The organism is Polaromonas sp. (genome assembly GCF_049790275.1).
Classification (GTDB): domain Bacteria; phylum Pseudomonadota; class Gammaproteobacteria; order Burkholderiales; family Burkholderiaceae_C; genus Polaromonas.
In genome coordinates, this window is record NZ_JBAQYR010000138.1 from 23,849 (window position 1) to 35,791 (window position 11,943).

At 64.1% G+C, this 11,943-nt stretch carries 16 protein-coding genes; 8 read left to right on the forward strand and 8 right to left on the reverse strand.

Annotated elements, in window-relative coordinates:
• Position 1: 1 nt before the first annotated feature.
• A complete protein-coding gene (locus WA904_RS18890) occupies positions 2–694 on the forward strand; it encodes a sulfite exporter TauE/SafE family protein (protein ID WP_425198671.1) in 693 nt (230 codons plus the stop codon).
• Positions 695–716: 22 nt separating this feature from the next.
• Here WA904_RS18890 and WA904_RS18895 read toward each other — a convergent pair whose 3' ends face one another.
• Both WA904_RS18895 and WA904_RS18900 read right to left on the reverse strand, forming a co-directional pair.
• The gene (locus WA904_RS18895; RefSeq protein WP_425198672.1) at positions 717–2,075 is read right to left on the reverse strand and encodes an MBL fold metallo-hydrolase RNA specificity domain-containing protein; all 1,359 of its coding nucleotides are present in this window, start codon (positions 2,073–2,075) and stop codon (positions 717–719) included.
• A 79-nt stretch (positions 2,076–2,154) separates the two neighbouring features.
• Complete coding sequence (locus tag WA904_RS18900) at positions 2,155–3,069, reverse strand: delta(1)-pyrroline-2-carboxylate reductase family protein (protein ID WP_425198673.1); 915 nt, start codon at positions 3,067–3,069, stop codon at positions 2,155–2,157.
• A 164-nt stretch (positions 3,070–3,233) separates the two neighbouring features.
• Between WA904_RS18900 and WA904_RS18905 the strand changes: the two genes are divergently transcribed.
• Both WA904_RS18905 and WA904_RS18910 read left to right on the forward strand, forming a co-directional pair.
• The gene (locus tag WA904_RS18905) at positions 3,234–3,617 is read left to right on the forward strand and encodes a hypothetical protein (protein ID WP_425198674.1); all 384 of its coding nucleotides are present in this window, start codon (positions 3,234–3,236) and stop codon (positions 3,615–3,617) included.
• Between the two features lie 97 nt (positions 3,618–3,714).
• Positions 3,715–3,936, forward strand: a complete 222-nt coding sequence (locus tag WA904_RS18910; RefSeq protein ID WP_425198675.1) for a hypothetical protein — start codon at positions 3,715–3,717, stop codon at positions 3,934–3,936.
• Here the strand turns inward: WA904_RS18910 and pcp are convergent.
• A complete protein-coding gene (gene pcp / locus WA904_RS18915; RefSeq protein ID WP_425198676.1) occupies positions 3,929–4,588 on the reverse strand; it encodes a pyroglutamyl-peptidase I in 660 nt (219 codons plus the stop codon). The genes WA904_RS18910 and pcp overlap by 8 nt on opposite strands.
• A gap of 54 nt (positions 4,589–4,642) precedes the next feature.
• Positions 4,643–5,320, reverse strand: a complete 678-nt coding sequence (locus WA904_RS18920) for a DUF4136 domain-containing protein (RefSeq protein ID WP_425198677.1) — start codon at positions 5,318–5,320, stop codon at positions 4,643–4,645.
• A gap of 113 nt (positions 5,321–5,433) precedes the next feature.
• Here WA904_RS18920 and ypfJ point away from each other — a divergent pair, with 113 nt between their 5' ends.
• The 3 genes from ypfJ to WA904_RS18935 all read left to right on the forward strand — a co-directional run bounded on the left by ypfJ (position 5,434) and on the right by WA904_RS18935 (position 9,090).
• The gene (gene ypfJ, locus WA904_RS18925) at positions 5,434–6,303 is read left to right on the forward strand and encodes a KPN_02809 family neutral zinc metallopeptidase (RefSeq protein ID WP_425198678.1); all 870 of its coding nucleotides are present in this window, start codon (positions 5,434–5,436) and stop codon (positions 6,301–6,303) included.
• Between the two features lie 329 nt (positions 6,304–6,632).
• Positions 6,633–8,081 carry a DEAD/DEAH box helicase gene (locus WA904_RS18930; protein ID WP_425198679.1) on the forward strand — a complete coding sequence of 483 codons (1,449 nt, stop codon included), beginning with the start codon at positions 6,633–6,635 and terminating at the stop codon, positions 8,079–8,081.
• A 106-nt stretch (positions 8,082–8,187) separates the two neighbouring features.
• Positions 8,188–9,090 (forward strand): YihY/virulence factor BrkB family protein, encoded by a 903-nt coding sequence (locus WA904_RS18935; RefSeq protein WP_425198680.1) that lies wholly within the window; start codon positions 8,188–8,190, stop codon positions 9,088–9,090.
• 76 nt (positions 9,091–9,166) lie between these two features.
• Here the strand turns inward: WA904_RS18935 and WA904_RS18940 are convergent, their stop codons facing one another.
• The 4 genes from WA904_RS18940 to WA904_RS18955 form a co-directional block, all read right to left on the reverse strand.
• Positions 9,167–10,021 carry a symmetrical bis(5'-nucleosyl)-tetraphosphatase gene (locus WA904_RS18940; protein WP_425198681.1) on the reverse strand — a complete coding sequence of 285 codons (855 nt, stop codon included), beginning with the start codon at positions 10,019–10,021 and terminating at the stop codon, positions 9,167–9,169.
• Positions 10,006–10,278 (reverse strand): hypothetical protein, encoded by a 273-nt coding sequence (locus WA904_RS18945; protein WP_425198682.1) that lies wholly within the window; start codon positions 10,276–10,278, stop codon positions 10,006–10,008. The genes WA904_RS18940 and WA904_RS18945 overlap by 16 nt, the downstream gene beginning before the upstream one ends.
• Before the next feature lie 106 nt (positions 10,279–10,384).
• Positions 10,385–10,561, reverse strand: coding sequence for a hypothetical protein (locus WA904_RS18950; protein WP_425198683.1), 177 nt, complete (start codon positions 10,559–10,561; stop codon positions 10,385–10,387).
• Between the two features lie 299 nt (positions 10,562–10,860).
• Positions 10,861–11,226, reverse strand: coding sequence for a hypothetical protein (locus WA904_RS18955; protein WP_425198684.1), 366 nt, complete (start codon positions 11,224–11,226; stop codon positions 10,861–10,863).
• Positions 11,227–11,321: 95 nt separating this feature from the next.
• Here WA904_RS18955 and WA904_RS18960 point away from each other — a divergent pair, with 95 nt between their 5' ends.
• Both WA904_RS18960 and WA904_RS18965 read left to right on the forward strand, forming a co-directional pair.
• Positions 11,322–11,528: a hypothetical protein gene (locus WA904_RS18960; RefSeq protein WP_425198685.1), complete on the forward strand. Its 207-nt coding sequence runs from the start codon at positions 11,322–11,324 to the stop codon at positions 11,526–11,528.
• A gap of 79 nt (positions 11,529–11,607) precedes the next feature.
• On the forward strand, positions 11,608–11,943 hold the full coding sequence (locus WA904_RS18965; protein WP_425198686.1) for a hypothetical protein: 336 nt from the start codon (positions 11,608–11,610) through the stop codon (positions 11,941–11,943).

The window sequence follows — 11,943 nt, forward strand, 5'->3', positions numbered from 1 at the left end:
CATGTCCACCACACTGGCCATGACGGCCCTGCTGATGGGGCTGGCCGGCGGCCCGCATTGTGCGGCCATGTGCGGTGCAGCCTGTGCCGGCATTTCACGTCTGGGCCCGCGTCAGGGCGCAGGCTCGTCGCATCGCTCACTGTGGAGCTTCCAGGCCGGGCGCCTGGTGGGGTATTCGCTGGCCGGCGCCGCAGCGGCCGCGGCGGTGCAAAGCCTGGCCTGGCTCACCGCGAATACCGCGGCACTGCGTCCGGTGTGGACGCTGTTTCACCTGGTGGTTCTGCTCTGGGGGCTGATGCTGCTGGCGCAGGCTCGTCAGCCGGCCTGGGTCAGCGAGGCCGGCCGCTCGGTCTGGTCGCACATCCGGCCGCTGGCCACGGCACGCGGCGGCGTTTTTGTCACCGGCGCGTTATGGGCTTTCATGCCCTGCGGTTTGCTGTATTCCGCCTTGTTGGTGGCTTCCCTCAGCGGCGGGCCGCTGGAAGGCGCGTTGTCCATGGCCTTGTTCGCGACGGGCAGCAGCGTGTCGCTGATGCTGGTGCCGCTGCTGTACGACAAGCTGCAGGGCCGCGGCAACAAGCTCAAGCAGGACTGGGGGACACGCGCGGCCGGTGGCTTGCTGATCCTCGCGGCTGCCTGGGCGCTCTGGGCGGATGCCTTCCACCGTTTTGCCGAGTGGTGCGGCCTGGCCTGACCACCTTGCGGCCCAGGCGGCGTTAGCGGAGCGTGACCGTTTCGAGGTAGAAGGGCATGTGGACGTTCCAGCGCAGCTCGCGCTCGATGTGCTGGCGCATCGCGTCGGCAGCAGCGGGCTCGCCGTGCGTGATGAAGGTCTGTTTGGGCGGTGCCTTGAATCCCTTGAGCCAGCCTACAATTTCGGCGGCGTCGGCATGGGCCGACAGGTCGTCCAGCATGGCGACCTCGGCCCGGATGGGTACGTCCTCGCCGAAGATCCGCACCGACGGTGCGCCCCCTGCGATCGCAGCCCCACGTGTACCGCCGGCCTGAAAACCGGCAAACAAAATGGTGTTGCGTTTGTCGGGCGCAAAGGCCTTGAGGTGGTGCACCACGCGACCGCCCGTGGCCATGCCGCTGGCAGCGACGATCACCATCGGGCCGTGCCGTGCATTGAGCAGCCGCGATTCTTCCGGCGTTTGCACGATGTGTGCGGCATGCGCCAGCGCATCGCACTCGGCGGCTGTGAGCCGCAGTTCCGATTTGTGTTTCATGTAAACCTGCATGGCGCTGGCCGCCATGGGGCTGTTGAGGTAGACCGGAATGTCGTGGATCACGCCCTGCGCCTTGAGCAGCTGGATGCAGTGCAGCAGGCTCTGGGCCCGGCCCACGGCGAAGGCCGGGATCACCACCACGCCACCGCGCGCGGCGGTGCGGTTGATCACCTTGCCCAGTTCCAGCAATGGGTCCGAGTTCTTGTGCGGGCGGTCGCCATAGGTGGATTCCACCACCAGGTAGTCGGCGCCATCCATCTGCACGGGGGCCTTGAGCACCAGGTCGTTGGGCCGGCCGATGTCCCCGGAAAACAGGATGGAACGTGATCCGTCGTCCAGCCTGACAAACGACGAGCCGGCCATATGGCCCGAAGGTGTCAGTCGGGCATGCAGGCCGGGAACCGGTTGCCAGTCCTTGTCATAAGGAACGGGCTGAAACAGCTTGAGGCATTGCAAGGCGTCTTCGCGCGTGTACAGCGGCAGGGCTTCCTTGTGTTTCGACAGTTTGTGGCGGTTGGTGTATTCGGCCTCTTCCTCCTGAAGGTGGCCTGAGTCGGGCAGCAGGATGCGGCACAGGTCGTAGGTGGCGGGTGTGCAGAACACCTTGCCGCGAAAACCCTGGCGCGCCAGCAGGGGCAGGTAGCCGCTGTGGTCGATGTGTGCGTGGGTCAGGATCACCGCGTCGATCGAGGACGGCTTCACCGGCGGCGGTGCCCAGTTGCGCAGGCGCAGCAGCTTGTAGCCCTGGAACAAGCCGCAATCGACCAGCACCCTGGCCTTGTCGTGTTCGATCAGGTATTTGGACCCGGTCACGGTATCGGTGGCGCCGAGGAATTGAAGTTTCATGGGCTTCAGTCTAAAAAGGGCAAGAGCGGACTCGCTTGCGGTGGATCAACAGGGGTGGACAGAACGACAGACGCTTTTTTTACCGCGCCAGGGCTGTCCGGGCCGCTGCCAGGTCCCAGCCGGCCCAGCCGCAGCTCTTGAAAAGCACGGGCCCGGCCGGTCTTTCAATCGTCCGGGTCATCACATCGGCCAGTGTCGCGAAGCGGGTCACATCCAGGCCGGCCTGCAGCAGATCGCCGGCTTCGTGGCGAGCGTCAGCCGTATCCAGGAACACCGCGCCGTGTTCCGCGAAGTGGCGGCAGAGACCGGGTTCCAGCTCCGTCATGTGCGGCGTGAAGGCCCCGACGGCACTGATGAATCCATCCTGGCGCGGCATGTTGCCGAGCACCGCGCCGCCGGCCGGTGTGCAGGTCACCGCCAGCGGGCAATCGGCGAGCGCGGCGTTGGCGTCCTGTGCCACGCTGGCCTTCAGGCCCAGCGACCGGGCATGCTGCGCGAGCGCGTCTGCGCTGGACGCGCTGCGCGAGGCGATCAGGACCTCGCGAATACCCAGGCCTTCGGCAAATGCTTCGAGATGGGCTTTGCCCTGCACGCCCGCGCCGACGATCAGCAGCGGACCCTCGGCAGACGGAGCCAGCCGCTGCGCCGCCAGCAGGGAGACCGCCGCCGTGCGTCGCGCCGTGACGGTGGGGCCATCCAGTACCAGCCGGCGTTCGCCGGTGGCAACGTCAAACACCACGACATCGCCCTGGATGGTCGCGCGTGGTGTGCCCGCATTGGCGGGCGTGAAGATGATCAGCTTGGTCACCGCCACCTGGTGGTCTGCGGCGGGCATGGCAAACAGGCTGCCTCCACCAGCCAGGGGCAGAACCATTCTTGGCGGCACCTGCACCGAAGGATCGCGCAACAGCCGCGCGATGTTTTCGGTCAAGGCGGCATAGGGCAGGCGGTTCGCTGTCTGTTCGGCGCTCAGCAGGGAAGATGTAACGGGCATACCAGATGGTAAGCCAGCCGGGACGGGCACTGTGCCGCCCCGACCCGGGTGAACCCTCAGTCGGGGGGAAGCGGTTTTATCCTACAAAGTGACAAGCAAAGCACAGCGGGAAACAGTCTCGGCGGCTACCTAGCATCGAAACAGACGTAACGAGGAGTCTGTTCATGTTTTCCGCCCACTTGCCCCACCATTTTCCAAGCTACAACACCGTACCGCGCGAGTACCTTTACTTCGGCGCGGGGCTGGTGCTGGTGGTCAGCCTGCTCGTCGCCATTGCCGCAGTGGCCAGCGGCGAAGTCCAAAAAGCCCACGCGCGCGAATCCCTCCTGGCATCGCGGAACAGCGCCATCGCGTATTGCGTGGAAAACCTGCGGGGCACGGCCCTCAATACCTGCATGCGGCAGGCCAGGGCTGACCCCTACAACGACGGCAGCGGGGCCACTGTGGCTGGAAATGCAAATGGCGGCGCACTGCTTGCCGGTGGTCCTGCCGTGGCGCCGGTTGGTGCCACGGGTCTGATGCCTGCGACTTTCAACGCTGTCCGTTAAACCCGCTGCCGCTACGCGATGCAAGAACCGGTCGCTCGCAAAGCTCTGGAGGAACGCTGGGCAAGATGGGAAGCAGGAAGCGGTTAGCATTCCTCGCATGAAATTGAGCCGCCTGTTCCAGCCCCGCAACCCCCTGTTCTGGATGGCCATGGCGCTCAATGCCCTGTCAGCCGCCCTGGCCTGGATTGTTCACAACCGTGTGCTGGACACCTGGGCCACCCTGATCGTTGCCGGTTTTGCCGTCAGCAATGCCCTGGTCGGAAGCTGGCTGGTCTGGCGGCTGCTGCGGGACGAGCCCGCGCCAGAACAGGTCAACTGATCGCTCCTGCGCCCTGGGCAATGTCGCGCTGCGTCGTCAAGGCCGCGCGAATGGCCACCCGCAGCCCGCGCACCAGCTCGTCCAGCGTCATGCTGGGGCTGCCCTGTTCGGGCAGGTAAGGCACATGCATGAACCCGCCGCGCGTGCGCTTGAACCCGCGCCGGGTGGCCAGCTGGTGCATGAGGCCGTAAAAAACATGGTTGCAGACAAAGGTGCCGGCCGTCTGCGAAACCTCGGCCGCCAGCCCTTCGCTTTGCAGCGCCTGCAGCATGGCCTTGATCGGCAGCGTGCTGAAGTAAGCCGTGGGTCCACCGGCGATGACGGGGGTGTCCACGGGTTGGGCGGCGGCATTGTCGGCAATGCGGGCGTCATTCACATTGATGGCGACACGCTCCAGCGATATGGCGCTTCGCCCGCCGGCCTGCCCCACGCAAATCACCAATGCCGGCTTGTGCAGGCGCAACTGATGTTCCAGCTCGGCCAGCGAGGCTTCAAACACCGTCGGCAACTGGGCCGCCACCACCTGGTGGCTGGCGATGCGCCTGCCATGCAGCGGGCGCACGGCCAGCCAGCTCGGGTTCAGGCTGTCGCCGCCAAATGCATCGAAGCCCGTCAGCAGGACGCGCGGGAGGGGAGTGATGGAGCCTGGCATGGCGCCATTGTGAAGCAGGTCATGCCGCCAGTCCGGAAGGCCGCAGCAGCCCGCTTATTTTTTGATCAGCGCACCGGTTTCCCGGTCGAAGCGGACGTTTTTCACCTGGCCGTTCTGGCCCGGGAAACCGTCCAGCGCGGCGCGCACCAGGTAGGGGGCGACGGCGGCCAGCGCTGCATCGCCCTCGTAAACGGCGCGCGCCTCGAACACCGACCGTGGCTGTCCCGGCGGGCCGCTTTGGGTATCCAGCAGGCGCAGCGTGAGCTGGCTGTACTGCACGGTGTAGGGCACCACCCGGTCGCCCACATAGGTCGGGCCGAAAGGGCTTGGCCCCCAGAAGCCCGGGAAATACTGGCCGGCGGCGTTGCGGCGCGGCGGGTGAAAAAACAGCGGGTCGTGATAGACAGGCTCCATGTAACTTCTTTGCTGCGCCTGGCTGACCGTGCTCAGCTCCGCCAGCATGCGGGCCCGCTGGCCGGCAGCGGCCAGCCGGAGGCCCTGTTTTTCCAGCTCCAGCTGCGCATGGCGTTCGTAGGTGGCCTGTTCCAGCTCGCCGGTCGTCCCCCAGGGGCTGGCGGGTGGCTTGATAAAGCTGAAAGTGCTGCCGGCGGCGTCCGCCGGCCATTGATTGAAGTGGGTGACCTGCGTGACCAGCGGGCTTGCGCAGGCGCTCAGCAGGACGGCTGACAACAGGACGGGAAAAACACGCGCACGGAAAAGAAGGGCCTTCATGTTCAATGGGATGCCGCAAGCTGCGAAATGTTCCGTTTCTGCATGGAAAGCGCAGGTAAAGTACTCTGCATGGCTGGCGTCACCGGTGGCGCCAGCACCAACGAAAGCCAGTCATGAAGTGGGAAGGCAACCGCGAGTCGGACAACGTGGAAGACCGCCGCAGCAGCGGTGGAGGAGGCGGTCTGCTGGGCGGCCGCAGCATCGGCATTGGCACGATTGTCGTGGCGCTCGTGGGTGGCTGGATTTTCGGCATCAATCCGCTGACCATTCTGAGCCTGCTCAGCGGCGGCACACCGACCGCTCAGGTTCAGCAGGGGCCGGCACAGCGCCCGCCGGCGGACGACCGCATGGCCAAATTTGTATCGACGGTTCTGGCCGACACCGAGGATGTCTGGAAGGACGTGTTTTCCAAAGGGGGCGCTGCCTATCAGGAGCCCCGGCTGGTGCTGTTTCGCGGCGCCACTGCCACGGCCTGCGGCCAGGGCCAGGCGGCCATGGGTCCTTTTTATTGCCCGGCCGACCAGCGTGTCTATATTGACCTTGGCTTTTATGAAACCCTGCAGAAAAGACTGGGCGCGCCCGGCGACTTTGCCCAGGCCTATGTCATTGCCCACGAGGTGGGTCACCACGTGCAGAACCAGCTCGGCATCACCGGCAAGATGGACCAGATGCGCGGCCGCGTCAGCAAGACGGAATACAACGCCATGAGCGTGCGGCTGGAGTTGCAGGCCGACTGTTTTGCCGGCCTGTGGGCACACCACGCGCAACGCGCGCGCAGCATCCTGGAACAGGGCGATGTCGAGGAAGCCATGAATGCCGCCGCCAAAATTGGCGACGATGCGTTCCAGGGCGCACGCGGTGGCGCGGTGGTGCCCGAAAGCTTCACCCATGGCACCAGTGCCCAGCGCGCCCGCTGGTTCAACACCGGCCTGCAGCAGGGCAACGTCAAGGCCTGCGACACCTTCAACACCCGGAATTTATAGAAAACAGGGCTCCAGCCCTTTGTGGACGGGCGCAAGCAGCTATTAAATTGGTAGCAAATCAGCTTGTCCCGCAGCCAGGAGTCTGAGGGTACCGGCTGCTCCCCGGGGGCTTGGAGGGTCGCCGGCAGGCGATTTCGCCCAAAGTGCGACAATAGAGGGCTGAGGAAGCTCTGCACAAGCCCTGTGATCGGTGATCGCAATCCGGCGGTCTGCGGCGTTACCTTTTTGCCGATGGCTGTGCTGTTGGCACCCAACGCGCCCCGGTCACTGAATCCGGCCCGCGCGCCAACCCGCTACACACAACCGCAAGAGTCACGCCGAGCTTTTTTATGACATCCTCCTTCTCGAATCTTTCGCTGGCAGAACCGCTGGCCCGCGCCGTCGCCGAAATGGGCTACGAAACCATGACCCCCATCCAGGAGCAGGCCATTCCAGTTGTGCTGCAGGGCAAGGACGTGATGGGCGCCGCGCAGACCGGCACCGGTAAAACCGCCGCTTTTGCACTGCCCCTGCTGCAGCGCATGATGAAACACGAAAACGCTTCCACCTCGCCGGCCCGCCACCCGGTGCGCGCGCTGGTGCTGCTGCCTACGCGTGAACTGGCGGTTCAGGTGGCGCAGCAGGTGGAGCTGTATGCCAAGTACACCAACCTGCGCAGTACCGTGGTGTTCGGCGGCATGGACATGAAGCCGCAGACGCTGGAGCTCAAAAAAGGCGTTGAGGTGCTGGTCGCCACGCCGGGCCGCCTGCTGGACCACATCGAAGCCAAAAACACCGTGCTCAACCAGGTCGAATACGTGGTGCTCGACGAAGCCGACCGCATGCTGGACATCGGCTTCCTGCCCGACCTGCAGCGCATCCTGAGCTATCTGCCCAAGCAGCGCATCACCTTGCTGTTTTCCGCCACCTTCTCGCCCGAGATCAAGCGCCTGGCCTCGAGCTACCTGCAGGACCCGGTGACCATCGAGGTGGCGCGTTCCAACGCCACCGCTTCCACGGTGGAGCAGCATTTCTACGCCGTCAATGCCGACGACAAGCGCCGCGCGCTGCACCAGATCCTCAAGGCCCGCGGCCTCAAGCAGGCCTTTGTGTTTGTCAACAGCAAACTCGGCTGCGCGCGTCTGGCCCGTTCGCTCGAGCGCGAAGGCCTGAAAACCACCGCCCTGCACGGCGACAAGAGCCAGGACGAACGCCTGAAGGCGCTGGATTCCTTCAAGAAGGGCGAAGTCGATCTGCTGGTGTGCACCGACGTGGCCGCGCGCGGGCTGGACATCAAGGACGTGCCGGCGGTTTTCAACTTCGACGTGCCCTTCAACGCCGAAGACTATGTGCACCGCATCGGCCGCACCGGCCGTGCCGGCGCCTCGGGCCTGGCTGTGAGTTTTGCCTCCAGCAGCGACCAGCGCCTCGTGGCCGACATTGAAAAACTCATCAAGACCAAGATCGAGCTCGAGCCCATGGAGTTTGAGGAAGACCAACCGCGCATCAAGGAGCAGGGCCGCATCAACGACGGCCGCCGCATGTACCGCGACAGTGGCGACCAGCCGGTGCGCGATGCTGAAGAAGCGCCGCGCGAAAGGCGTGAACGGCGCGAGCCGGCACCCCAGCGCCAAGCCATGTCGCGCGACCCCTTCTTTGACAAGCCCTACGAATCCAGCCTGCCGGCCGAAGCGCAGCCGGCCTGGGAAGAGGCCGTCAAGAGCGGCACGTCGCGCGGCGTGTCGGCCAACATCAAGCCGAAGAAAAAAGTCGCCGCACTGTTCAAGACAAGCAGTTGAGGCCGCGCGCCGGCGGCCGCCTTGCGGCAGGTGGTCGGCCCGCGCCTACTTTTTCCTGCGCAGCTATCTGATGCCTTTGCCCGGCCGCCCGGGCTAATCTGGCGCCATGAGTTCCCTGTACGCCGGCTTGCGCAGCGCTTACCAACACTCTTCGCTTCCCGTCCTGGTCCGCCCGGTGCGGCGCGCCGTGCGGCTGTGGATAGACGCCGATGGTCTGCGCATGAGCGCGGCCATGTCGTTTTATGGCGTTCTCAGCCTGGCGCCCCTGCTGGTGCTGCTGGTGGCGGTGCTGGGCTGGTGGCTGGACCGCAGCTACATCGAGGCCAGCCTCATCGCGCAGATAGGCGGCGTCATCGGCGAGCAGGGTGCGCAGCTCATCCAGCAGGCGCTGGCCAGCGCGCGCAAACCGTCCGATGGCCTGCTGGCCTCGCTGATTGCTTTTGTGCTGCTGCTGTCGGGTGCCACCGGCGTGTTTGCCGAGCTGCAGGACGCGTTCGAGCGGCTCTGGCGCCAGGACACCGGCGTGGTGCCGCAGCAGAAGTGGTGGTACAGCGCCTCGCTGCGCTTGCGCGGCATTGCCTACATCCTGGCCTTTGGCTTCCTGCTGCTGGTGTCGCTGGCCATTTCTGCCTTCCTGAGTTTTCTGACCAGCTGGGCCGGCGCCTACATGCCGCTGGAGCGCATCGCGGTGGTGGTCAACGAGCTGGTGTCCATGGGGTTTTCCGCCGTGCTGTTCGTCGCGCTGATGCGCATGAGTGCCGGCCCCAAGCCCTCGCTGCGTTACCTGGTCATGGGCGGCATTGCCGGCAGCATCCTGTTTGCGCTGGGCAAATACCTGATGGCGATTTACCTGTCCACCGCGGCCGTGGTGTCTGCCTATGGCGCGGCCGGTTCGCTGGTGGTGCTGCTGATGTGGATTTATTTTTCCTCGGCGGTGTTGCTGCTGTCGGCCAGTGTGGCGCGTGCCCTGTCGGACGAGGCGGCGCTCCGGCACGCTGGAAGATCTTAGTCGCTACGTTATTGATAGCTGCTTGCGCCCGTCCTTATTGGGCTGGAGGCCAAAAACACTCAAGACTTTGACGAGTTCAGCCCGGCTGCTGCGCCTCTGGGCACTGCACGCTGATGGGTTCGAACTGGCCCGGTGCGCTGCCCAGCCGCGCGGCCATCAGGCAGCCGCCCCAGACGCAGCCGGTGTCCAGCGGCAAAGTGTTGTGCAGCAGTCCGGCGGTGCCGGCTGCGGCATGGTCGGCGCCCAGGGTGGACCAGTGGCCAAACGCCACCGGTGTGGCGGCCGTTTTCCTTCCCGGAACTTCAAACCACGGTAAATAGCCGGGCAATGCCGTCTGGCTGCCGCCTGTGGTGGCAAACTCCATCGCGCCGTCGGCTGTGCAAAAACGCATGCGTGTCAGGGCGTTGACGATCACGCGCAGCCGGTCGGCCCCGTCCAGGCTGTCCTGCCACCGGTTGGGCGTATTTCCGTACATGCCTTTCAGAAACCCGGCGAGGTCCGGGCCGCGTAGAACGCACTCCACTTCGGCGGCCAGCGCCACGGTTTGCGCCGTGCTCCATTGCGGCAGCACGCCGGCATGCACCATCAGCCAGCCATGTTCATGCATCGCCATGCGGCGGTGCCGCAGCCAGTCGAGCAGGGCCTCGCCGTCGGGCGCGTCCAGCACCTGCTGCACCGTGTCGCTGCGGTGCGGCTTGCGCAGTCCGTGGCGAATGCCGAGCAGGTTGAGGTCGTGGTTGCCCAGCAGGCACTGCGCCGCATCGCCCAGGCCGTGCAGGCTGCGCAGCACACCGAGCGAGTCCGGGCCGCGGTTGACCAGGTCGCCCAGCACGTACAGCGTGTCGCGGCTCGCGGAGAAATCAATTTTGTGCAGCAGGCGCTGCAGCGGTTCATTGCAACCCTGCAGGTCACCAATCAAGTATTGAGCCACGTGCCCTTGCTAACAACGGCTTTCCAGATCTTGGCAAATTCTGGGTGCCGCTCGCTCTCGATTTCTGCCAATGTTTCTATTGGGTGCAGTTGCGCTGCCTGCGCTAAGTAAACGATTTCCGAAGCTTCCGGTGCGGCTTCCCCGCTGCTGATTCTGCTTAGTCGAGTTTGGCCTTTGTGGCCCATTTCCTCGGCCAATTCCTTTTTCTTTTTCCCACTGCGCACACTTGCAATTGCTATGAGTTCGGCAATGTTCATAGGAAACTCCAATTTGCGATTTACGCAAGTAATTATGAAAATCACAAACAGCGAATTAATTGCTGTTATCGCAACTTTAGCACTTTGGAAGGCACTCCATGAAAGATCAATCTGCACCCCGTCTAAAGCCGGCCCGACGTACCTCCTCGATCAGGCCCGATTCCCTGATTCCCTCGCGCACTGCGGCTTTAACCAGCGCGTACAGCGTCCAAAGGCCCATCAACGCGAAAACGCCCAACGGGGCAATTGCGAAAAACCACCCTATCCAGTCTGCTGCAGACATAACCCCTCCTGTGGTTGGTCGAGAAACTGTAAGCGTTTTACCGAGCACTCCCCCTGCTGTAAACGATGAGGCCCCGGGTGCCTCCGGCGCCGATTCCGGGCAGGGGGTGTGCACCCATCAGCGCTTCCGGCTGTCGATGACATGGCCGATGGACAAGGTTGATCCTCCTGAAACCCTGTCCGCCAACACGTTCCGCGAGTGTGCCGATTGGGTCGAAATGGTCATGCGTGCAGGCGCGACCACTTGCACAGTGGAGCTGCTCAATGGCCACTAAAGACGTTGGGCATGAGGGGGGCGCCCTACTCCTCGACGGGTGGAACCTTGGTTCGGACCGGCTTGGCTGGTCCATGAACATAGACGGCCCAGAACTGCGGGTCCTCAATGATCTCGTTCCAGTACTCGACGTTGCCATCCTCATCTTCTTCCTCATGATCTATCACGAGGCTGTCATGAAAGTTGGCCTTTTCGATACGAGCACAAAAGCTTTCGTGCTCGTCGCTCGACGCGAACTCCAGAACGAACCGTATTTCTCCGGCACCGTCCTTAATGCAAACGCGGGAGTAGGGCTTTCCAGGCACCGGCTTGCTGACGCGCTCAAAGGGCTTGAGCAGCATCTGCTCACCGGGAATCTTCGTGGTGGATTTAGCGCCCATGTAAAGCTCCATCGCTCTTCCTCCGTGGTGGTTCGCAACATTATGCGGTCCTCTATTCAAGCTGCGGTGACAGCCCTTCGGCGGTCAGTTCTTCGGGAGGCGCAGTCATGACCACCGAAAACAAAAACCCCCTCGGCTCCATCAACCGCGACAAAACCGGCCTGCGCTACGTCCGCAGGGGCTGCACCGTCCGCATGGGCTCCTACCGTGGCCGCGTCGTTCGCGTCCGCACCGGCAATGCCATTGTCGATTGGGCAGGTGGTGGCAAGGGCGATTGCAAACCCTGCGCGCTTCTTGAAGTGATTGCGCTGTGAACCCGGCCTCAAGCCTTCGCGCGAGGGCTTCGGGCCGGGTTCCGGCAACACATCAACCATCGATTTAAGGAATTTCACTATGACCACCTTTTCCTCCACCGTTCGCATCCTCACCGTTGAGAGCGAAGAGCGCACCACCGCCAAAGGCAACAAATTCCCCCACTTCGCCGCCCGGTCCATCCTGCTCGGCGATGACGGCGAAACCGTTGTCACCGTGGGCGCCCTCCGCACCCGCGACGAAGCCCTCCAGAAAAAATGCGTCCCCGGCACCTTCCGCGCGACCTTCGCTCTGCAGGTGCCCGACTGGGGCGACAACAAGGGCGACATCTGCGCCGTCCTCACCGACCTGACGCCCATCCCTGCGTCACAGCTGCGCCGCAATGGAAGCGGCTCCAGCGCTGCCGCAGCAACGTAA